The organism is Phormidium sp. FACHB-1136 (genome assembly GCF_014697375.1).
Taxonomy (GTDB): Bacteria; Cyanobacteriota; Cyanobacteriia; order Phormidesmidales; family Phormidesmidaceae; genus Nodosilinea.
This window is the reverse complement of record NZ_JACJRS010000008.1, coordinates 43,830-65,533: the sequence shown is the minus strand read 5'-3', so window position 1 is coordinate 65,533 and position 21,704 is coordinate 43,830. Positions and strand designations below refer to the sequence as shown.

Here is a 21,704-nt window from a genome sequence, read left to right as displayed (position 1 = left end):
CTTCAAGCCCGTTGATCCTGGGTTCTTTGATCGCCCCAAATGGATTAGTGAAAAATTTCAACTCACCCTTTGGTGTGAACATTAACCGCTGGCCTGCCGATTCTCCCTGGAAACTGGAGCGCGAAGTAGACCTGATCCCCATCCCCGGCAGCGTCATGATTCCCGATTTCCGCCTCATCCACGCCGACGGGCGAGAATATTTGCTGGAAATCGTCGGCTGGATGATTGAGGCGGCTGCGGCTTGCGGCTGGGAGATGGGGGCACTAGGGGCGCTGCCCAGCGGTAAGGCAGTCGCTCATGGCCTGATCCAAAATGGCTAGCCCTTCGTCCAGTTCCTCCTGGGTGACCGTCAGCGGTGGGGCAATGCGCCAGACGCTCCCCATGTTGGGCAGGGCGGTGATGTTCATGCTTAGGCCCAGTTCCATGCAGCGGCGGGTGATGGTGGCCCCCAGGTCGGGGTTGGGGGTGCGGCTTTCCCGATCCTTCACCAGTTCTACCCCCAGCAGCAGCCCCCGACCGCGTACATCGCCAATCACCTCGTAGCGATCTTTCAACTTCAGCAATCCGGCTTTGAGGTAGGCTCCCATGGTCGCCGCCCGTTCCGTCAGGTTTTGGGTGGTCAGCACCCGCAGCACCGCAAGGCCCACCTCCGCTGGCATAGGGTCAGAGACATGAGAGGTGTAGTAGAGGAAGCCCTTGTCGTAGCAATCGGCCTCGATGTCGGCGCTGGTGACGGTGGCGGCCAGGGGCAGCCCACCGCCCAGGGTCTTCGACAGGGTGAGGATGTCTGGCACGATGCCCAGTTGTTCAAAGGCAAAGAAACTGCCCAGGCGACCAAAGGCGGTTTGGGCCTCATCCAAAATCAGCAGCATTCCCCGCTCGCGGCAGTAGTCCTGAAGGCGCTGGAAATAGCCCTCCGGCGGTTCGATAATGCCCCCTGCACTGAGGATAGGTTCCACCATCAGCGCGGCGTAGGATCCGACAGACTGGCTATCGATTAACTCAAACCCCACCGCCAAACAGGTCATGTCGCACTGGTCTTGGCAGTGGCGCACGGGGCAGCGGTAGCAGTTGGGGGTGGGCAGGGCAAAGTTGCCGGGAATGGTTGGCCCATAGCCCTTTCTGGCGGCGACAAAGGTGCTGGCACTGGCCCCAGCGGTCATGCCGTGCCAGGAGGCGCTGAGGCCCACGACCTCAAAGCCCCCGGTGTGCAGCTTGGCCAGACGTAGGGCGGCTTCATTGGCTTCGCTACCCGTGTTCAGAAAAATGGCCTTTTGCAGGGTGGGGGGCAACAGCTTGCAGAGGGTATCCGCCAGTTCTATCACCGAGGGCGACAGCATACCGCTGAACAGATGCAGCACCCCTTCACAGGCTTTGTGGATGGCCTGCACCACGTCGGGATGGTTGTGGCCGAGGGTGGCGCACATTTGCCCAGAGGTAAAGTCCAAAATTTTGCGGCCTTGTCGGTCATAAAGATAGCTACCCCTGGCCCGCTCAATCAGCCGGGGGGCAAAGCTGCCACCATAGCGGATCAGGTGGTGATCAACAATTTCCCACAGTTCCTCATTCGAGGGAGTCTGGGCTGGGGGGGTGCAATCACTGGGCGCAGATTCAGGGACTTGGGGCACAGGGTTGGTATCCAACATAGGATGCAGGGTGGATGGAACAACCTCTTTATCCTGCCCTTGCCGCCAATGTTGGGCTAGGTTGGTCATAAAGCTTTACGCCATTTTGGTATGGTTCTAGCTGAGCCTGAGGGGGATAGGGTGCGGGTTGCTGCCTGCCCCAGGAGGCCCAGATGGGGGCTGCTCGGCACCGTTTTCAACCCTTGCTCTTCGGTTCTTATGTTGACGCCAAGGATACCTACTATGCCCACAGCCTACGATTGCATTGTGGTGGGAGCTGGATTAGCGGGGCTAGTGGCCGCTCGCGATCTCCACCGCAAGGGATATCGGGTTCTGGTGCTTGAAGCGCAGGATCGTCTGGGTGGGCGCATGGTGGGTCAGGCGTTGCCCTCAGGGCAGTGGATTGACTTTGGCGGGCAATGGATTGGCCCCACCCAGGATCGGTTTCGGGCACTGCTCGATGAGTATGGCGTCCGTCGCTTTCCCTTTCACACCGAAGGGAAAAAGGTGCTGGTGTTTGAGGGAAAACGCTACGAGTTTGACGGCTTTTTTGAGGGTTTTCCCGAAGGCGAGCCGCCCCCGGTGAGCCCAGAGGAATGGCAGGATGCGATGACGGCCTGGGAACGGTTTGACGCCCTGGCGAAAACCTTGCCCCCCGGCCATCCCCGCCGCAACGATCACACCCAAGCCCTAGACCGTCAGACCTTTTCCCAGTGGATTGAGGCCAATACCACCACAGCCTTTGGCCATTGGTACTTTGCCTACATGGTGCGCACGGTAGGCTTCCTTGGCCCCGCTGAACCGGGCCAGGTGTCGCTGCTCCATGTGCTGTGGGGGCATGTCTGCGCCTCCCAGGCCGAGTATCCCGAAGCCGAACTGATCCACGGTGGGGCAGGCCAAATTCCGGCCAAGCTGGCGGCAGAGCTAGGCCAGAAGGTTCGCCTGGGGGAACCCGTCCTCCGCATTGTCCAATCTGGCGACGGCCTTGAAGTGGAAACTACCCAGGGACGCTTTGCCGGACAGTATGCTGTGGTGGCCATGCCTCCCCACCTAGCGGGCCGCATTAGTTACGATCCACCCCTGCCGCCCCTGCGTGCCCAACTCACCCAACGTATGCCCATGGGCTGCTGTGCCAAGGTGCTGGTGTCCTACGACCGTCCCTTCTGGCGAGACCGAGGACTAGCAGGACTGGCGATAGGCAATTGTCCGTGGATTGAACTCTGTGCCGATAGCTCTGACCCTGCAACCGGAGTGGGGGTCATCGCCGCCTTCATCGTGGGAGATCGCTACGGAGCTTGGCGGGCGCTGCCGGAGGAGGGCCGTCGGGCGGCTGTTTTAGCAGACCTCGCCTCTTACTTCGGTACAGAAGCCCTGGCCCCAGTCTCCTACGATGAGGCTGATTGGCCCAGCAACCCCTGGATTGGTGGTGGCTATGCCGCCTTCATGCCCCCCGGTGTGTGGACGAGCTATGGGGAAGCCCTCGCTGCCCCGGTGGGCCGCATTTACTGGGCAGGCACGGAAATGGCGGAGCGCTGGCCCGGTTTCTTTGATGGTGCCGTGCGCACTGGAGAAGCCGCTGCCGCCGCCATCCATACCCGGATCACGGCAGGCGACAGCGATGGCTAGAACGGCAGCGAGGGGGTGGGGAGGATCGGCGACGGGCTAAAATGGTGGTCACGGATCAAGCCATCGGCCCATTCCCGGCATCCCTTTGTTGTTGTCCACCATGCTTCACCATGCCTCCATTCGCACTGCTGATATTCACCGGGCCATGGCCTTTTACGAACGGCTAGGCTTTGAGGTGCGGGAGCGGTTCACCACGGGGATGACCCTGGCTTGCTGGATGGAAGGCCTGGGCGGACGGATTGAGCTGATTCAAATTCCAGAACCCCACCCCGCCGCCGATGCCTTCCACGACGAGCACTACACGGGCTATTACCATCTGTCCTTTGATTTGACAGATCGGGTGGAAAGTTTGCCCCGGTGGCTGGCAGACTTGCGGCAAGCCTTTGGGGCTGGGGCATCGGCGACCCCATCGACCCCAGAATTGACGACCCCATCGACCCCGCCATCGGCAATGGGATCGGCGGCAGACTCTACGACAGAATCAACGACGGGATCGGCAACGGAGGTCGCCCCTGATAGGGAAGCGACAGCGGCGGGTATGCTTAGGGTACTCCTAGATCCGCAGCAGCAAATCATCGGTGATCGCGTCTACGAAGTGGCGTTCCTCGCCGATGCCGACGGCCTGCCCCTAGAATTTATCCGAGTCCTTGGCTATGTCCATACCCCATGAGGCGCTTCCCTTCACCGACAATTGGGCTTACCTGAAGACCGAACTAGCCTGGTTGGATCGCCTGCTGATGGTGGCCGTATCTCGCCAAAAGCGGGAGGTTGAGGAGGTGGATGACTTCGCCCTCTCCGACCAGGATCGCGTCACCAGCCACTGGTGGAAGGGGATTGTGTCCCTCAATGGCAAGCCCGGTTACGACCATGCCCGCCCGCCCAAGGCAAAGCCCACCCAAGGCGCGAACTACGCCCAGCACCTAGAAGCCCGCATCCAGGCCAGCCAGCAGCAGGGAGTGACCCTCGCGTTGCCCCAATTGCGGGATCAGATTCAACTCAGCGCCTTCGAGAAAAACGTGATTCTCATGGCCCTGGCCCCAGAAATCAATCAGCGGTTTGGGCGGCTCTACGGCTATCTGCAATACCAGCACGACGAGTCGGAATGGGACTTGCCCACGGTGGATCTGTGCCTGCGCCTGCTCTGCCGCAACGACCAAGAATGGCGACAGGCCCGCCCGATGATTGCCCCCAGCGGTCGCCTCGTTAGCCTGGGCCTGGTGGAGTGGGCCAGCACCGACGACACCACCCTACTCAGCCGCCACCTGCGTCTGGCGGAACCCCTCACCACCTATCTCCTGTCCGAAAACCCTGACCCCAGCCAGATTCAGCCCTGGTTGGCCGCCGCCCTGGCCCTGCCTCTGCAAGCTATCCCCCCCACCGAGGCCGAACCGCCCCTGGTGCTGCCCGCCCCCGTGATGGGGCCGTTGGACACCCTCTGCGCCCTTGTCCAAGCCGAGGCCCATCCCCTCGCGCTGCTGGCTGGGGCAAAGGGCACCGGAAAGACCCAATCCGCCCGCTGGTTGGCCCATCGCCTGGGACAGCCACTGACGGTGCTAGACCTCGCTGCCACCACCGAAGCCGACTACGAAACCCTCTTTGATGCCCTGGCCGCTCTGCCCTCTGGGGTTCTGCTGATCAAAAATGCCCAAACCTGGCTAGGCCGCGCCCCCATCCTCGAACCCGCCCTGGTGGAACAATGGCTTACCCAGCGCCAAAGCCAACCGGGGCTGACCCTCTTCACCACTGACCCGTTGCACAGCGTCAAACTGGTGTGGCGACAGCGCTGTGATGGCGTCATTCCTCTGCCCATGCCCAATGCCGCCGCCCGCAAAACCCTTTGGAAACAAGCTCTCCCGACGGATATACCGCTCCATCGCAGCCTGCACTGGACAACGCTGGCCCAATTTCCCCTCAGTGGCGGCGACATCCAAACCCTCGCCCATACCGCCGCAACCCTCGCCCACCAAGGGCAAGCCCCTAGCCTCACTCCGGCCCATATCCAACAGGCGCTAGCCCTGCATCACCCGGCCCTAAAATGGCCCAAGGCTACGAAGGCTTAGCGGTGCCGATTGGGTGTCGATCTACAGTATGATTGAACCCCGGTTTTGCCAATCGGGGATGGGGTTGGCTGACGGGCTGGTAAAGGTTCAGGTTAACCTGTTGGCTGGCTTATACTCAATCCGGCTTGTTTGCCCCCGGTATCAGCGGGCGAGGAGACCTCGCTCCTAGGGTTTCTGGGCTGGGAATTGGGGTTTATCCCGTTCGGATTTGGTATTACGGCCCATCTTTTGCTGATTTTTTGCGGCTGATCCTTGGCCTGAGGTAGTTTCCTTGTCGTCCCCTTTCTCCTACCACTGCGAAGCGAACTGTAGCCACACCCACGCTAGGGCAGGCACCTTTCACACCCCCCACGGCCCGGTGCAAACGCCCCGGTTTATGCCCGTGGGCACCCTGGCCAACGTGAAAACCGTCACCCCCGACCAACTGGCCACTACGGGGGCGCAGATGGTGCTGTCCAACACCTACCACCTGCACCTGCAACCGGGGGAAGACATTGTGGCCGAGGCCGGAGGGCTGCACCGTTTTATGGGCTGGAGCGGCCCCATGCTGACGGACTCCGGCGGGTTTCAGGTCTTCAGCCTCAGTCAAATTCGCACCATCACCGAGGACGGCGTCACCTTCAAATCCCCCAAGGATGGCCGCACCATTCATCTACGCCCCGAAACCTCCATCGAAATCCAAAATACCCTAGGGGCCGATGTGATCATGGCCTTTGATGAATGTCCGCCTTACCCGTGCAGTCGAGAGGCCGTGCAGGCTTCCACCGAGCGCACCGGACGCTGGCTAAAGCGCTGTATGACTGCCCACCAGCGGCCTGATCAGGCGCTCTTTGGCATTGTGCAGGGGGGTGTTTATCCCGATCTGCGGCGACAAGCAGCCCAGGACTTGGCGAACTTGGATCTACCGGGCTATGCCATCGGCGGCGTCAGCGTGGGGGAGCCGCCGGAACTGATTGAAACCATCGTCCAGGCTACCGCGCCCTGCCTGCCGGAGAACAAACCCCGCTACCTGATGGGCGTGGGCACCTACCGCGAAATGGCCCAGGCCATCGCCGCCGGAGTAGATTTGTTCGACTGTGTGATTCCCACCCGACTGGCCCGCCACGGTGCCGCCCTAGTGGCGGGGGAACGCTGGAATCTGAAAAACCAACGCTTCCGCCGCGACTACACCCCCCTCGATGCCACCTGTGCCTGCTACACCTGCCAGACCTTCACCCGTGCCTACCTCTGCCACCTGATCCACGCCAAGGAAATGCTGGCGTTTACGCTCATTTCCATCCACAACATTACGGAACTGATCCGCTTCACCCAGCAAATCCGGGCCGCGATTCTAGCGGATCGCTTTGCGGAGGAATTCGCCCACTGGCTGGCCCCTAGCCCAACCCTGGATCCCTAACCGTAGCCCCCTGCATCGGTGTTCGTAGTTGTCCCATACCTCCTAAAACGGGTAGACCCTGGGGGCGATGATCACGGTCATGGCCCAAAACAGCAGGTTAAAGGGAATCCCGATCCGCAAAAAGTCGCTAAAGCGATAGCCCCCAGGGCCGTAGACCATCAGGTTAGTTTGATAGCCGATGGGGGTGCTAAAGCTGGCGGAGGCTCCAATCATAATCGCCACCACAAAGGGAATGAAGCTCACCCCTAGGCTCTGGGACAGGGCAAAAGCAATGGGAAACACCACGGCGGCGGCGGCATTGTTGGTGATCACTTCCGTGAGCAGGGTGGTGATGCCGTAGACCAGGGCGAGGGCCAGCCAGGGGTTATCTCCGGCGATACCTAAAACGCCGCTGGCCAGGGTGCCTGCCGCCCCAGACAGTTCCAGGGCTTTACCCAAACCTAGGGCGGCGGCGACCACCAAAATCACCGACCAGTCGATGCTGCGGAAGGCTTGCTGGAAGGAGCAGCACCCGGTCAGGATCATTAGCACAGCGGCGAGGGTGGCGGCGTTGAGCATCTCCATCCAGCCGAAGGTGGCCAGCACCACCATGGCAATAAGAATACCCAGGGCAAGGGGGGCTTTGTCGTGGCGGGGGGGGTCGGAGTTGGGTACGCCGCTGACCAGGTAGAAATCCCGTGAGGCGCGGCGTTCTTCTAAAAAGGTGGGATGGGTTTCGAGCAGCAGGGTATCCCCTGGCTGCAGACGAATATCGCCAATTTTGCCGGGGAGTCTCACCCCGTTGCGCCCCACCGCCAGCACCACCGCCCCATAGCGGCTGCGAAAACGCCCTTCGCGAATGGTAATCCCCACCAATGGGCAAGTATTCGACACCACCGCCTCCACCAGGCAGCGATCTTCGCGGGGAGAATCGAGCTTAAACACCTGATCGGTGGCAGGTTTGAGGCCGCGAATTTGGTTGAGATCCACAATCGAACTGACCATGCCCACAAAAACGAGTTGATCCCCCTCCCGTAGCACCTCCTGGGGCGTCACCGCCGTCAACAATTGATCGCCCCGCTGAATTTCCGTCAGGTACAGCCCCGGCAGATGGCGCAATCCAGCCTTTTCCACGGATTTTCCAGCTAGGGGGCTGCCCTCGTCCACCACCACTTCCACGGTGTATTCGCGGGGGTCATCCACTTCGGTGATGGCGGGTTTGCGGTTGGGCAGCAGCCAGCGCTGGGCCAAAATCAGCAGCAGTATTCCCGCTAGGGCACAGGGCACCCCCACGGGCACCAGGTCAAACAGCCCCAGGCCGGGGTAGTCGGTTTCGGCAATCAGCAGCCCATTCACCACCAGGTTGGTGCTGGTGCCGATCAGAGTACACATGCCTCCCATGATGGCGGCATAGCTGAGGGGAATCATCAGTTTGGAGGGGCTAATCCGCAGCTTGCGACACCAATCGCTGACCACGGGGATGAACATGGCCACGATGGGGGTGTTGTTCAAAAACGCGCTCATACCCACCACGGGCAGCACCAGCCGCGCCATAGCCTGGGTTTGGCCCTTGGGCATCCCCAGCACGGTTCGCGAAATCATATCCAGCCCCCCGGTTTGTTGCAGCCCCGTCACCACGATGTAGAGCACCGCCACGGTAATCATGCCGGGATTACTAAAGCCTGCCAGGGCGGTGGGGGTATCCAAAATGCCCGTCAAAAACAAAATCGCCAAGGCACCAAGGAACACCACCTCCGCCGCCAGGGAGGTCAGGGCATTGAGCAGAAACGCCCCCAGGGTGACACCGAGGGTGAGCCAACCTTGCCAGCCCAGCCCCACCGAAGCCATCCCCTGGGCCAGATATACCCCCAGGATAGCTAAGACCATGGCCCCACCCCCCAGCCCAATCCAGGCCAACCCATGGCGGTAGAGCCAGCGCACCCAGGGTAGCCGCAGGGATCGTCGGGAGGGGAAAAGACCGTACTTCATGGTGAATCTACGCTGGAAATTCTTTCAATCATATCGGGTGTTGCATGAAATTCATTTGAAATTAAATTGAAATTCGCATCTAGTCTTATTTGGATCCCACCCCTGGAGCCTCCTGCTTAGGAGAATAACGATCCAGATGTTTGGAACCGTCTGGGCCACCAAGACGGAACCCTAATCCTAAATCCGGCTTGTTTGCCTCCAGTATTAGCGGGTGAGGAGACCTCTCCCCTAACGTCTGTTGGGTCGGAAATCGCGAAGCAATGCGCCCGCCGACAGCCTCGCCCCAGGGGGATAGTTCGTGATTCAAGGGAAGTACCGTTGTGCCAGGAAGAATCGTTCAGTTCCTTGACGCTGTCCGCACCCTGTTGACGATCAGAAGGCTCAGACAGCCTCAGTAGATCACAAACATGCTCTTTTGACATGATCCGGCCCACCCTGCGGGAAGCAAGCTACACCCTAAATCCCTCTCCCTCATTGGGAGAGGGACTTTGAAGCCATTCCGGCTCCCCTCGCCCTCCTGGGAGAGGGGCTGGGGGTGAGGGCGGCGGGGACGTTGCGATCTACTGAGCCTAGGTTGATGACCTCAGTCCTCTATCCTGTGAAGTTTTCTGGCCTTTCGGGGGAGAATGGAACCGTCTCTACCCAGTACCCTCCTATGACCCGGCGCAGTGGCCAGCCCCTGACTTCCGATCCGATTACGCTCCTCATAGAGAGCAGTTTTCTGTTTCATCCCATGGGGCGGGATGAGTTGGGCACCTACCTCACCGCCGACCAACTGGTGATGGAAAAGCTGTACTCCAATCGGCCCATCTACACCGCCTTTCGCCCCAACACCTGGCTGGATGCCCTTTACATCGTGGTAGACGGTGGCCCGGTGATTATGCGCAGCACCCCCCTCGACCGGATTATGGCCATCACCTATCCCTTTGGATGCTTTGGGGCGCGGAGTTTGCCCGTGGGGTTTGGGGCCGTAGGCCATGCCTTCCCCAGCTTGGTAGAAGCCTATAAAACGACCGACGTGATCAAGGTGCCCGTGGCTGTGGTGCAGACCCTCTACGACCAAAATCCCGGCTTTCGGGAACGCTACACCCACCTGTTTGAACTACGGGAAAAATTTCAGTACCATCTGCTCAATTGCAGCACCTACCCGCCCCAAGCCGTGGCGGCCCTGCTGCGGGCGTTGATTTACCAAGAGCGTAGCTTCGGTAGCCAACCCAAAGGCACCAAAAATGAATACCTGTTTGACCTACCCATTGACCTAATTGCACGGGCCTGCCAGCTCAACCACCGCACCGTAGAGCAGGTGCTGAAGGGCATGGTGCGGGCGGGCTATCTGAAGGCCCATAAAACCACCGACCACCATACCGCCGATCTCGTGCAGATCGTTGATCCCGAAGGGCTCAAGGAAGTCTATGGGGCGACTCGCGACAAGGTGGCTTGGTGGCCGCTGAAGTAGACACCGTGGCGGAACCCTCACTCTAGGGGATTAACCATGATCCATTGATCGTCCCCAGCGCGGCGCAGGTAGAGGCTGAAGGGGCGGGTTTGACGCTGTTGGCCCCACCCTAGTCCACCGCCCTTGAGGTGGTAGGTGCCGTTGACTTCTAGGGTGGGCTGGTGGTTGAGGGTCGTCCAATGGTGCCCGGTGACATGGATGCCGCTGGGCTGGGGAAATACCATGGCCTCGGTATCGGTGATGCCGCCCAACTGTTGCTGAAGGGCGACCTGGGTTTGGGCCACTTTTTGGGCCACGGCCTCTGCCACCACCGACCGAGGCGGGGCCGGATTGACCCAACCGCAGCCCCACAGCCCACCCCACAGCACGATGAGCAGCATGGCCCTAAGGGCGGGACGGAGGATAGCCGGAAGGGCCATGCGAAAACGGTAAGAAGGCGGGAATAACCTGTCCATGGCTTGCGTGGGGTAGGGGGGATATGGGCTGGGGCCGAGGCGATAGCCACTGACGAGACATCGCCACTACTATTCCTAGCCTAGGATGACAAGTCACAAACGGTGCTCGCGATTTTCGGTCTAGCAGCGGTCAGTTTTATCATCGGTGAGTTGGGTATGCACGGGCTTTCGGCGATGCGCTAGTATTAGCGATGTTTCGTTCCTCAGCCTTCCCTGTGACTCCTTTTTCCTCCCATGGCACGCCACCCCAGCCCTTGACCCGTCGCCGGGGGAGACGCCGCAAAAAACGCCAGCGGGGTTCGATCACGGTGACGCTGATGGTGTTGGCACTGCTGGGGTGGCTAGGGCTACGGGCCATTCCCACCCCCTCCCTACGCAAAATCCAAGAGGTCGTGTGGGTCAGCCATCCTGAACCCTTGGCGATGGAGGGGGGCGATCCTTACATTCGCGCCCTGATGCGCACCATTTCCGCTGCCGAATCCAACACCAGCTATCCCTACACCGTCCTCTACGGAGGGGAATCCTTTGCGCCAGGAAATCGCCACCCCAATATTTGTGTGCCCATTACCGCTGGCCCAAATACGGGCAACTGCACCACCGCCGCCGGACGCTACCAGTTCCTCACCCAAACCTGGGAGGAAAAGGCCGCCAAATATCACCCTCGCCCCCCCGCCTGGTACGACATGTGGGGGGAATATAGCTTTGACCCTGAGTCCCAAGACTGGGTGGTATACCAATGGCTCCAGGACGAAAACGCCTGGGGGTTTGATCTGGCCACGGCCCTACGGGAAGATCGTCTCGATGATGTGCTACGCCGCCTATCGGGCACCTGGACGAGCCTAGGCTACGGCATTGAATCCAACACCATGACCACCCGTCTGCCCCGCATTTACCGCAATTTGCTGGCCGAAGAACTGGAAAACGCCCCTGCCAGTACCCGCCCCAGCACCACCGAAGGCAACCCCCTCTAAGGTCTGGGCACACTTCAGGCGAATGGAGTGCGGCGATGGTGCCAGCCCATGCCCGGAAACTCAGGGTGGTTCAAGGGTTGTTTTGGCTAGACCGGGTTAACCCAGCCCTTAAGGTTGCTTAACCCAAAGTCGAAGAAACGCCATTAGAATGAGATTATTCTGTAACTTTGAACACAGTTTTTAGGAGGCTCCTATGAATTTCACCCACGATGCCGCCCGTCGCCTAGTGGCCCGCACCCGCCAACAGCAGCAACAGCGCCGCGCCACTATGCTCGAACGCTCTTCCCAGGAAATCAACAACACCGACCGTCCCCAGGCGCTTTCCTAGCCCCCCGGTTGGTCTCGCTGGTAAAAATCAGCCAACCCTAGATAGGGCCGTTTGGGTAGTACGACACTCAAACGGCCCTATCTTATGGGTGACCCTTTTTCGGTGCGAGGTCAGAGCCTTGATAGAGGATACCCAAACTAAGCCCCGGAACAAGGGTGATACCCAATCCGAATTAGAAAACCTCGATTCCCAACCCGTCAAACCGTAGGGGCGAGGTCTCCTCGTTCGTTTACACCGGGGGTAAGCCATCCGGATTTAGGATGAGGGAGGATCGGCCTAGTTTTTTTGGCGTTTTTGCAGGGCGTCGAGCATTTGTTGACGAACGGCCTCCGCCCACAGGGTAAAGCCTTCACGGTTGTGGAGGGCGTTGCGGGCCGCTGAGGAGGAGGTCGAACTGGTGGGATGTGGGGTGGAGGGCATGGGAGAAACTCCTTGATGAGAGGGTATACACGATGGAAAGACCCACGAAATCAAGCGTGACTCATCCTTAGTTCTGATCTAACAAATTTATCGATTCTGTAGGGGGCTAGAATGCAGGTTCTGCATGGAAATTGGCATCGCCCTGCATAGGATCTGCCCCTGGCCGCCGCGATCCTTTTGGGGGATCTACATTTGGGGGAGCACTCGGCCCAGCAGTTCCGGCGGCAGCTTCGAGAGGACGATTTGTTGCCCCGCCAGCCCCAAAACCTCGAAGTGTAAGCGCACGGAATAGACCAGGGCTTCGGCCAGCACATCCAGTTGTTCCGGCTGATCGCGCCATCCCTGATAGGCCGTTAGGTAGTGGTTGAGGGCCGCGTTGAGGTGGTGTTCCCGCTGGGCTGGCGGGTCAGTGGGTAGGGCCAGGGCCAACTGGTCATGGACAATGCCCGCACTGTGGCAGGTGGCCCACACATCAAACCCAGGGGCCACGGGGGGCGATTGCTGGAGGGCCTGATCCACGGCATCGAGGGCGGCTTCGTAGGCGTCTACCGCCTGTCGCAGACTCAGCAGACGTTCATCGGGCTGTTGGGTTTGCTGTTGGGCTAAGTCCCAGTAGGCGGTGCCCAGGTTGTTTTGGGTGGCCGCGCAGCCCGCTGGGGTGGTGGCGAGGGTGCGGTAGACCAGGGCCGTTTGGTAGGCATCAATGGCCTGCTCCAGCCAGGGAATGGGGTGTTCGTGCTGGGCTAGGCTCCAGAAGGCAATGCCCAGGTTGTTTTGCAGCATGGCGTATTCCTGGGGCTCCGCCTGGGGGACTCGGTAGCGCAGGGCTTCCTGGTAGGCCACAATGGCTCGGTGCAGGTGGTACTGGGGTCGATCTAGCTGAGACAGCCGCCAATGGATCGCCCCCAGGCTATTTTGGCTATTGGCATAGTCTAGGGTGTCAACGGTAGCCGGAGTGTAGTGCAGTGACTGGGTATAGGCGTCTACGGCCCGCTCCAAATGGGTTTTGGGGTCGCCTAGGTTGGCCAACAGCCCATACACACTACCCAGATTGCTGTAGATCCGGCCCAGGGTGGCCGGGGCGGCACTGGTTTGCCCCTCAATGGCCCGCTGATAGGTGGCGACACTGCGCTGAAGCCAGGATTCCATCGCCTCCGGTTGGGTCTCTAGCTGTGCCCGCATCCAGTACAGACTGGCCATATCGTTGAGGGCATCGCACCAGTCGTTTTCGCCCTCCAGCAGGCCATCCACCGCCCGCCGATAGACCTCTAGGGTAAAGTCCAGCACGGTGCCCCCCTCCGCCCCCGGCCCAATGTGATCTCGGCAGAGTTGCCCTAGGGCCAAATGGGCTCGCCCCAGGGTCAGCGGCCCCGCCTGCTGCTGGTGCAGCCGTTGAATATAGCTGCCTAGGTGGCAAATGCCCTCATGGGACGCTAGGGGCGCAGGTAGGGTGAGGGCGGATTTCGCTGCAGCAGAACCATCGGAACCCACTGAAGCCGTGGGTAGCACCTCTAACTCATCCTCCCCAGATCTCTCAGCCCAGGGCAGAGGCACCCAGGGGTGATCCTGGGGCAGGGGCCAAGCCTGGATTACAGCGGCATCGGAATCCGGCCCCCAACCCGTTGGGGTAAACGCCTCTGGCAGGACGGAATCGGGACTGGGGAGCGGGTTGGCGTTGGTGGGTTCTCCCTCAAACTCATACAGCCCATTGCGTGATTGCCAAAACCCCGGCACCACCTGCTGAATTTTGCCCAACCAGGGCCGAGGCACCCACACCAACAACCGACAATCCAACTGGGTCAGCAGGGCATCCACCCGAATCAGCGAGGCCAAAAAGCGATTTTGAACCGTGGGCGACTGCTGCGTCAGGGTTTCCACCCCCACAATTTGAAAGGCCGGAATCATCCCCGGATGGCCCCCCAGCCGTCGCTGCTGCTTCAACCACAGCAAAACTTCCCGCACAAGGTCGGGATGGCGGCTATCCAACCGCAAGGTTACCAGGGGCGATAGATTGCCCCGCCCCTGGGGTTGGCGCGGCCCAGTAGCGAAGTAAGGGCTAAGGTCAGCCTCTAGCTGCTGGGCCAACTGCCTCTGCAACCCACGGTCATCGCAGACCGCAATCAGCAACTGTCGGCGCAACTGAAGTTGTAGCGCCGCCCGCAATTCCTGGTAGACGGCCCGATTGTGCCCTAAAAACGTCTGTGAGTTCAACGAAATAGCAGCGATCACGGCAGGGAGGTGAAGAGTAGATAATCAACCTTGTCCAAGACCAGCCGACGAGGATTGCCTAACCCAGCAACCCACCCCAAACTCGCCATGGTAAGGAGTGCAGCCCAATATCCAAAAGTTTCGCTGATGCCTGTAAAAACCCGGAGGATTGGGCCGTCCCTTAACTAAAGTTTCATCACTGGCACAAGGATTTAGGCCAAAACCTGTGCCACTTCCCCCGCTGGGCGCGGCTCCTCCTTCCCCAACCCCTCCCTCCCTGGCACATCACCTCTGCCCAAAGCAGCACCAGACCGCTATACTTAAAGGTGCTTTTGCTGGTGTAGCTCAGTTGGTAGAGCAGCTGATTTGTAATCAGCCGGTCGCAAGTTCGAGTCTTGTCACCAGCTTTTCTTCAAAACCCCAGAAATTGAAAGGCTCCAGGTTTTTTGCTACCTAGTCGCCTTCGATTATTAAGTGCCTATGTACGACTCAATTAATGCTTGTGTTGGGTATTTCTAGGGCTGTTTGGGAATAAACTGGGTGCAATTCAAACGTACTGGCGAGGTTCTCCTGTGTACTCTAAAACTCCCCACGGGCAAGGCTTCTAAAGGAACGGGCAGTGCATTAATGCACTACCCAGGCCAGCGACGGGGAACTGTTGAGGAAGGCGATTGGGGAGAAGGGAAACGGGAAAAAGTAAAACGTAGAAGGGAAAAGAAAGGATGGTGCAGGGATGATGGCTTGACAAAACCTGTTAGCCAGATCCGTAAGCGGGGCAGGAAGAGAGTCAGGAGACCTAACCCCTACGATATTCAAAGGCTGTAGGGGCTTGGCATAAGCCGTTAAGGGTATCTGACGGATGACACGTCCTAGATCGTCCGGCGGGAAAAGAGCTTGAAGTAAAGCCAGTGGCCTGCCTCGTGGAAGGGAAACAGCAGGTAGGTGAGGGGATTGATGGTGACGATAATGTTACGCACATTGCGCTTGGCTAACGCTATCGCAGCCCAGGCCACCCAATCCGCCGACATCACCCCCACCGGGTTGAGGTTGCTTTTGAATGGCCCCAAAATTACCTTACGCACCACACAGGGCGCATCCAGGCGTTTTAGGGTGACCAATTGGCCCATCAGCCGCTTGGACACTTCGTAGAGAGGGCTAAAGGCTGGATTGACCTCAGCTTCGGAGGTGTTGACCCACACTTCTTTATTGGCCCGCTGGGGAGAGGTTTCCACGGTACTAAAGAATACCTCCATCAGCCGTAAGCCAGACAGGGCGTTGACCTCTAGGGATTGGGCGATGGCCTCTGGGGTGCGTTGCCCGTGGACGTTGGTGCCGTGGTTAATCACCAGAATATCTACCCGCCGCAGAGCCTCTTGTAGGTCGGCTTCGGCCCCCGGTTGCCAGCGCCAGCAGGGTACGGTTTCCGGGAAATCGGCCCCGTCGGAGGTGGTGAGGGCAATCGGCTTAGCCCGCTGCTTCAGGAGTTCATCAATCAGGGCACGGCCTAGGGTGCCCGAAGCCCCCGTGACCGCCACGGTTTTGCCCTTGAGCGAAACTGCCGTTCCCATCACCTTGTCTGCCACGGTAAAGTATCCCGCAAAGTAAGCATTGGTATCGTCAAAATGGTGCCGCCAGTGATAGGTGCGGTTTACTAGCCAGTTGCTAGGCGGGGTGATGAGTTCCCCTGGTTCGTGGGTGAGGTCGGTGGTGCGGAGCCAGCCCTGGGATCGGGCGATGGCCGCTGCCAAAAAGCCGCCGCCGTAAAGTACCCCTAGCCACAACCCCGGAATACCTGTTCCCAAGGCTACCAGGGCAATGACGGCCATCATCACCAGGGCTTCCGGCACATCGTTGTGAAGCTGAGCCTGACGGTAAATTTCGTCGCTAACGGGGGTGAAATCTTTTTTATAGGCCCGATGGTGCCAGTTGTGGAGCGCCATAATCGGCGACCAATAATGGCCGAGCACATGGTAGCTATCGCGCACAATTTCCACCACGAGCACGGAGACTAAGCCCCATAAGCCTTGTATTACAACCGTTTGCAACGGCATACCGAACGCCTCACACCAACAAAAAGCATCCCTATTCTGCCATGCCCAGGAAGCGGTCTTAGGTGAATAGGGAGAGAACGGGGGGATCTCGAGTATCGGCCTATAGAAGGCGACGATGGTTTAGCTGGCAGCGGGGGCTTCAGCCTCTTCCCGGACCCCTACAGAGTGGGAAACCTCAACCCCGTTTTGCTCAAGCACAACGATGGGTTCATTGCCACGCATATCAATGCGCTTCACCAAAACCGCTCCTCCAGCTACCCGTTGCCCTGCAGCAACATAGCGGCCCGTAGGCTCATCGGGCGACTGCACAATGGCGTAGTTGCGATCCCCAATGGTAACCACCCCCGTGACCGTCACCTGCTGGGCTTGGGTAGGCTGGGGTAGAGCAGGCAGCGGAGCCAGGGCAACCGCCCCAGGGCTAGGTGATCCAGGCTGACCACCGGGGCCAGCGGGCTGGGCGGCAGTGCCACCACCGGGGCGAGGAGCCGTCGGAGTCGTTCCCGCCGTTGTGCCACCGGGGCGAGGAGCGGTTGGAGTGGTGCCCGCCGTTGTGCCACCGGGACGAGGAGCCGTGGGGGCTACCCCCGTCGGGGCGACAGCGGTGGGCGTTGTCCCGGTCGGTGCTATGGCGGTGGGCGATGTTCCCGTGGGAGCAGCCCCTGTGGGTAGAGTGGGGGCGGGCGGTGGCGGCGGCGGGATGGGGACCGTGGCGAAGGGATCGGGGCGACGGTTATTAATCTGTCGGATGCGCTCCTCTGGGTCGGTGGATTGAATCAGTTCGGCGCTGGCAATATTGGCGAGTTGGGGAGCGGCGGGCACCATCGGAGTGGCAAACTCTGGGTTGCCATTCGCGGCGGGAGCCTGATCAATAGGGACTTGATCGACGGGGACTTGATCAACAGGCACTTGGTCGGTAGGCGGCTCCTCGATGGGCACTTGGTCAATGGGCACTTGGTCGGTGGGCACTTGGTCACTGGGGGCTTGGCCCAAGGGGCTCTCTTCCGCTTGATTCTGGAGGTCTGCCATTTGCTGACGCACAAACCCCGCCATAAAGGGAACCCCGGCCAGCATGGACAGCAACCCAGCCAGGGTGGTGATCAGGCTAATCTTGGCCCACTTGCGGCTACCCCAGAATTTAATGCAAAAGACCAGCAGGGCAAAGGGCACGAAGAAGGATAAAAGCCCCCACACCGGACTGACCCGAAAGGCATCGATGAGGCCAATAAGACCACCCACCGTGGACAACAGGACGCCCAGCGCAAACAAGATGAGAAAAATAGCGGCTCCCATGGAAACCTCTCCTTCATGGCCCTAGCTCGATGCCTCAACCATAGCTCAATTCTTCAGAGGTGGAGCGGCTTTAGGGCATTTCGTCATCAGAATTTGCAAGCAAGGTGCGCATGTGGTTTAAGCCCTGCTTTACCCGTCGCGACACCGTTACGGCACTAATTCCCATGCGTTCGGCGGTTTCTTTTTGGGTGAGATCGTAGAGGAAGACAAATTCCAACACTTCGCGAGTGCGGTTCTCTAGTTGTTGAAGCGCATGCTGAAGCCGAATTTGATCTTCCTGGGCCAGTTGAAAACTGCGGTATTTGCCATCGGGCAACAAGTCGCCCAGGCAGGCCGAGGCAGACTCTTCATCCTGCATCGGCGCATCAAGGCTGAGCAGCGACCGATTTTGACACGCCAGTTTCACGTCTTGCCATTCTTCTAGGGAAACCTCTAGGGCGGTGGCCATTTCGCTGTCATTGGGAACCCGTCCCAAATCGAGGTGGAATTGGCGAATGACGCGGCGGGACTGGGCCTCTAGGGCTTGCCAGCGGCGGGGAATGCGCATGGAACACCCCTTATCGCGCAGGTAGTGCTGAATTTCGCCGCGAATGTAGGGCGTGGCGAAGGAGCTAAAGGCATAGCCCTTGTCAGGGTTAAACCGCTCAATGGCTCGGATCAAGCCGAGACTGCCCACCTGCATCAGATCATCGAAGGACTCCGTAGATCGCTGCAACCAGTGGTAGGCTTCGCGACGCACCAGACCAATATTGAGATTGACTAACTGATTCCGAAGCTCAAGGGAGGGCTGCTGGTGGTATTGCTGCAACAGGGTTGGGGTGCTGCCTTGAGCCTGACGACAGGAGTGAGCTTGCATAGGGATGTTCAGGAAAGGGCGAGTCCGTCTGGGCGCTTAAACGGTCTACGTGCTTAAACGGTGACCTAGATATCTGTGCTATCAGCCTAATGGCGCAGCCTAGGCCGTCACAATGTCGTATCTACGGAGACAGTTGTTAACCTTTCATTAGTATATGACTCATGGAAGTGGAGTCCGCCAGTTCCCGCCATGGGGCCAAGATGGCTCTGTTATGGACGCTATAAATATGGTCTAGCAGCATGATGTAACAGGCGCTGAGCCCTCTATTTGCTAGGGTTCGACTACTTTTACGAAGCATTTACATCTCGAACAAGTTTTGGCAAATGCCGCTACGACTATCCATGCTTAGTGTGGCGGCCCCCCTCAATCGGTGTTTGATGACCTATCTTATGTTGTCGCTAGAGGGGCTAGATCTTTAGATTATCTTCGGAATCTCCGTAGGATTGCGGGGACAACTTCACAGAACTTCGCTATTCATCGGCGGGGCCGTGGCCATCTCCCTGGGCTAGGGTGATTTGGTAATGCCGCAGGCGAGTGCCACAATAGAGGGTATTGAGACTATTTTTCCCCCAAAGCATGGCTTTCTTTCACCCCAAGCCCGATTGGCAATTGTCTGAGCGGCAAATCACCCCTGAGTCGGCCTTTTGGAATCGACGACGGTTTATGAAGACGATGATTGGGGCCGGGGTGGGGCTGTCCGTTGGGCCTTTGGCGGCCTGTCAAACCACTCGCACCATCGATCCCAAACTGGAGAAAACCCTGGGGCGATCCCTCGGTGCCGTTCCCCTCAATGCGAGCTTTGCCGATGCGGGCCGGGTTCCCACCGACCAAGCCTACGCCAGCAGCTACAACAATTACTACGAATTTGGCAGTACCAAGGCCGTTTGGCCCAATGCCCAAGCCCTGCCCACCGATCCTTGGCGACTGGAGGTGTCGGGGCTGGTGAAACATCCCCAATCCTACGATTTGGACGACCTCACCCGCCGCTTTCCCCTGGAAGAGCGCATCTATCGCTTTCGCTGTGTGGAGGCCTGGGCCATGGTGGTGCCCTGGATTGGCTTTCCCATGCGATACATCCTGGAGGCCGCCGAGCCCACCGCAGCGGCCAAGTTTGTCCGGTTCACCTCCTACTACGACCCCCAGGTTTGCCCTGGGCCTGCCTACGGCTTTGCCCTTAACCTGCCCTGGCCCTACGTGGAGGGGCTGACGGTGGCGGAAATGGCCAACGACCTAGCCTTCTTTGCCGTGGGCATCTATGGTCGCACCCTGCCCAAGCAGCACGGTGCCCCGATTCGTATGGTGGTGCCCTGGAAGTACGGCTTTAAGGGGGCCAAGGCCATCGTCAAAATTGAGTTTGTCGATCAGCAACCCGCCACCTACTGGAACACCATCGCCCCCAACGAGTATGGCTTTGAGGCCAATGTGAATCCGGCTGTGCCTCATCCCCGCTGGTCGCAGGCCACGGAGCGACTGCTGGGGGAAACCACCAACCTGTTCAACTGGGAAAACCAGCCCACGGTGATCTACAACGGTTACGGGGATTACGTGGCGAATTTGTATGCCTAGGCGAGGAAGGGCAAGGCCACTCCACGGGCCAGCATGGCGGCAAGGAGGGGGATGAGGGCGAGGCCCAGCAGTTCTCCGCGCACAATCCAGATAAAGCGCTGGCCTTGGGCGGTGGTGAGGGTGGGCGGTTCCTGCTTACGTAGACCACTAATCCAGGTAATTACTGAAATCGTGGGATACAGCGACAGCAGCCCCACCAGGATAAACAGCCCCACCTTGACGTGAAACACGGGGCTGTGGAGGTAGTAGGCGGTGCCTTGGCCAAAGTACATCACCCGCAGCACGCCCGTCACTAGCACGGTGACGGCAGCTAGGCCATAGAGGCTGTCGGTGATGACTAAGCGCCAAGCTTGCTTGAGGCTGAGTTCCGACGCAAAAAGCTGGTGCTCGACCACCAGGGCGGCAAAGGCCACCATAAAGCCGAGATAGTGTAGGTAGGCGGTGAGGGTACTACTCCACATGGGCTGTCCTGGTTGGGGAATGGGATCCAAACGGTTAACTTGTCCAAATGGTTAACTTGTCCAAACGGTTAACTACCTTAGCAGAGGATCGGCAGGCTGCACGGGGGAGACTGGCGAGAGGCGAGGGCCACTTGGGTACACCAGCTTTGGGCGAGGGCTTCCGTGAACTGATCGGCCTTGGCCCAATGGGCATCAAACTGTTGCTGCACCTGATCTAAAAGCTGGGGAAACTGGGCTTTGACGGCCTCGGAGAGGAAATCCCACCAGCCCCGGACGATCTCTGGGGTGGCTTCTGGGTGAAATTGCAGCCCATAGGTGCTGGTGCCCAGGCGAAAGGCTTGGTGTTTGCAGCGGTCGCTGGTCAGCAGCCAGTCGGCGTTGGGGGGCAGGTCGAAGGTATCGGAGTGCCATTCCAGCAGGAGCATTCCAGCCGGAAAGTCCTGAATCCAAGGCTCTGGGGACGTGGTGGCGATGGGATAGATCGGCACAAAGCCCAGTTCGGGGGTGGCATTGGGGTAAACAGCGGCCCCAAAGGCTCTGGCGATGAGCTGTGCCCCCAGGCAAATGCCCAGAATCGGTTTCCCCTGGTGGTGAAACTGGCGAATCACTTCCATCACCGTTTGCAGGTGAGGAAAGGCGTCATCATCCCAGGACTGCATGGGGCCACCCAACACCAGGAGACCGTCGTAGTCGCCCTGGAGGGGGCTGGTGCAGCGGGCGGCATTCCAGGTATGGAGCCAAGCGCCTTGTAATTCCAGATATCGCCCTAACAATCCCACCGGAACGGCGTCGGTATGCTGAACGACGAGGATATCAAGGGACACGGGGATAACTCTCCAATCAGGGGCGATGGTTCCGGCCCAAGCCCAGGGAGTTTCTTGGGCAGGGATGCGGAACCTAGACAGCATATCCCTAAACTTCTAAGGATTTCATCAGTTGGCCGCATCTCCTTAGCCCTGCCCTTGGC

At 59.4% G+C, this 21,704-nt stretch carries 18 protein-coding genes, 1 tRNA gene and 1 pseudogene; 10 read left to right on the top strand and 10 right to left on the bottom strand.

Features of this window, described 5'->3' with window-relative positions:
• Positions 1-98 precede the first annotated feature (98 nt).
• Positions 99-221 (top strand): annotated as a pseudogene (locus H6G62_RS27670) (DUF790 family protein); the annotation flags it as partial.
• Between the two features lie 42 nt (positions 222-263).
• Here H6G62_RS27670 and H6G62_RS04220 read toward each other — a convergent pair.
• Positions 264-1,715 (bottom strand): aspartate aminotransferase family protein, encoded by a 1,452-nt coding sequence (locus H6G62_RS04220; protein ID WP_199324734.1) that lies wholly within the window; start codon positions 1,713-1,715, stop codon positions 264-266.
• Between the two features lie 153 nt (positions 1,716-1,868).
• Here H6G62_RS04220 and H6G62_RS04215 point away from each other — a divergent pair, with 153 nt between their 5' ends.
• From H6G62_RS04215 to tgt, 4 genes are all read left to right on the top strand, one after another.
• The gene (locus tag H6G62_RS04215) at positions 1,869-3,251 is read left to right on the top strand and encodes a flavin monoamine oxidase family protein (RefSeq protein WP_190492864.1); all 1,383 of its coding nucleotides are present in this window, start codon (positions 1,869-1,871) and stop codon (positions 3,249-3,251) included.
• 100 nt (positions 3,252-3,351) lie between these two features.
• Positions 3,352-3,921, top strand: a complete 570-nt coding sequence (locus H6G62_RS04210; RefSeq protein WP_190492863.1) for a VOC family protein — start codon at positions 3,352-3,354, stop codon at positions 3,919-3,921.
• Entirely contained in the window at positions 3,905-5,311 is a 1,407-nt protein-coding gene (locus H6G62_RS04205) for a hypothetical protein (RefSeq protein WP_190492862.1), read from the top strand. Before H6G62_RS04210 ends, H6G62_RS04205 begins: the two co-directional genes overlap by 17 nt.
• Before the next feature lie 271 nt (positions 5,312-5,582).
• Complete coding sequence (gene tgt / locus H6G62_RS04200) at positions 5,583-6,707, top strand: tRNA guanosine(34) transglycosylase Tgt (RefSeq protein WP_190492861.1); 1,125 nt, start codon at positions 5,583-5,585, stop codon at positions 6,705-6,707.
• A gap of 42 nt (positions 6,708-6,749) precedes the next feature.
• On the opposite strand, the gene H6G62_RS04195 is transcribed toward tgt, so the two are convergent.
• Positions 6,750-8,675, bottom strand: coding sequence for an SLC13 family permease (locus tag H6G62_RS04195; RefSeq protein WP_199324733.1), 1,926 nt, complete (start codon positions 8,673-8,675; stop codon positions 6,750-6,752).
• 655 nt (positions 8,676-9,330) lie between these two features.
• Between H6G62_RS04195 and H6G62_RS04190 the strand changes: the two genes are divergently transcribed.
• Positions 9,331-10,131, top strand: a complete 801-nt coding sequence (locus tag H6G62_RS04190) for a Crp/Fnr family transcriptional regulator (protein WP_190492860.1) — start codon at positions 9,331-9,333, stop codon at positions 10,129-10,131.
• 17 nt (positions 10,132-10,148) lie between these two features.
• Here the strand turns inward: H6G62_RS04190 and H6G62_RS04185 are convergent, their stop codons facing one another.
• Positions 10,149-10,550 carry a hypothetical protein gene (locus H6G62_RS04185; RefSeq protein WP_190492859.1) on the bottom strand — a complete coding sequence of 134 codons (402 nt, stop codon included), beginning with the start codon at positions 10,548-10,550 and terminating at the stop codon, positions 10,149-10,151.
• 227 nt (positions 10,551-10,777) lie between these two features.
• Between H6G62_RS04185 and H6G62_RS04180 the strand changes: the two genes are divergently transcribed.
• Positions 10,778-11,557: a glycoside hydrolase family protein gene (locus H6G62_RS04180; RefSeq protein WP_242051818.1), complete on the top strand. Its 780-nt coding sequence runs from the start codon at positions 10,778-10,780 to the stop codon at positions 11,555-11,557.
• Positions 11,558-11,750: 193 nt separating this feature from the next.
• Positions 11,751-11,885 (top strand): hypothetical protein, encoded by a 135-nt coding sequence (locus H6G62_RS28235; RefSeq protein ID WP_277882997.1) that lies wholly within the window; start codon positions 11,751-11,753, stop codon positions 11,883-11,885.
• Positions 11,886-12,161: 276 nt separating this feature from the next.
• Here the strand turns inward: H6G62_RS28235 and H6G62_RS04175 are convergent, their stop codons facing one another.
• Both H6G62_RS04175 and H6G62_RS04170 read right to left on the bottom strand, forming a co-directional pair.
• On the bottom strand, positions 12,162-12,305 hold the full coding sequence (locus H6G62_RS04175) for a hypothetical protein (protein WP_190492858.1): 144 nt from the start codon (positions 12,303-12,305) through the stop codon (positions 12,162-12,164).
• 186 nt (positions 12,306-12,491) lie between these two features.
• Positions 12,492-14,516 carry a tetratricopeptide repeat protein gene (locus H6G62_RS04170; protein ID WP_190492857.1) on the bottom strand — a complete coding sequence of 675 codons (2,025 nt, stop codon included), beginning with the start codon at positions 14,514-14,516 and terminating at the stop codon, positions 12,492-12,494.
• Between the two features lie 331 nt (positions 14,517-14,847).
• On the opposite strand from H6G62_RS04170, the gene H6G62_RS04165 reads away from it, so the two are divergent.
• A tRNA-Thr gene (locus H6G62_RS04165) sits at positions 14,848-14,920 on the top strand.
• 462 nt (positions 14,921-15,382) lie between these two features.
• Here the strand turns inward: H6G62_RS04165 and H6G62_RS04160 are convergent.
• From H6G62_RS04160 to H6G62_RS04150, 3 genes are all read right to left on the bottom strand, one after another.
• Positions 15,383-16,564 carry a bifunctional sterol desaturase/short chain dehydrogenase gene (locus H6G62_RS04160; RefSeq protein ID WP_190492856.1) on the bottom strand — a complete coding sequence of 394 codons (1,182 nt, stop codon included), beginning with the start codon at positions 16,562-16,564 and terminating at the stop codon, positions 15,383-15,385.
• A 120-nt stretch (positions 16,565-16,684) separates the two neighbouring features.
• On the bottom strand, positions 16,685-17,854 hold the full coding sequence (locus H6G62_RS04155) for a hypothetical protein (protein ID WP_190492855.1): 1,170 nt from the start codon (positions 17,852-17,854) through the stop codon (positions 16,685-16,687).
• A 70-nt stretch (positions 17,855-17,924) separates the two neighbouring features.
• The gene (locus H6G62_RS04150) at positions 17,925-18,710 is read right to left on the bottom strand and encodes an RNA polymerase sigma factor SigF (protein WP_190492854.1); all 786 of its coding nucleotides are present in this window, start codon (positions 18,708-18,710) and stop codon (positions 17,925-17,927) included.
• Positions 18,711-19,286: 576 nt separating this feature from the next.
• On the opposite strand from H6G62_RS04150, the gene msrP reads away from it, so the two are divergent.
• The gene (gene msrP, locus H6G62_RS04145) at positions 19,287-20,276 is read left to right on the top strand and encodes a protein-methionine-sulfoxide reductase catalytic subunit MsrP (RefSeq protein ID WP_190492853.1); all 990 of its coding nucleotides are present in this window, start codon (positions 19,287-19,289) and stop codon (positions 20,274-20,276) included.
• On the opposite strand, the gene H6G62_RS04140 is transcribed toward msrP, so the two are convergent.
• Positions 20,273-20,737 (bottom strand): DUF2214 family protein, encoded by a 465-nt coding sequence (locus H6G62_RS04140; protein WP_190492852.1) that lies wholly within the window; start codon positions 20,735-20,737, stop codon positions 20,273-20,275. The genes msrP and H6G62_RS04140 overlap by 4 nt on opposite strands.
• 77 nt (positions 20,738-20,814) lie before the next feature.
• Entirely contained in the window at positions 20,815-21,645 is an 831-nt protein-coding gene (locus H6G62_RS04135) for a type 1 glutamine amidotransferase (protein WP_190492851.1), read from the bottom strand.
• Between the last annotated feature and the right edge of the window lie 59 nt (positions 21,646-21,704).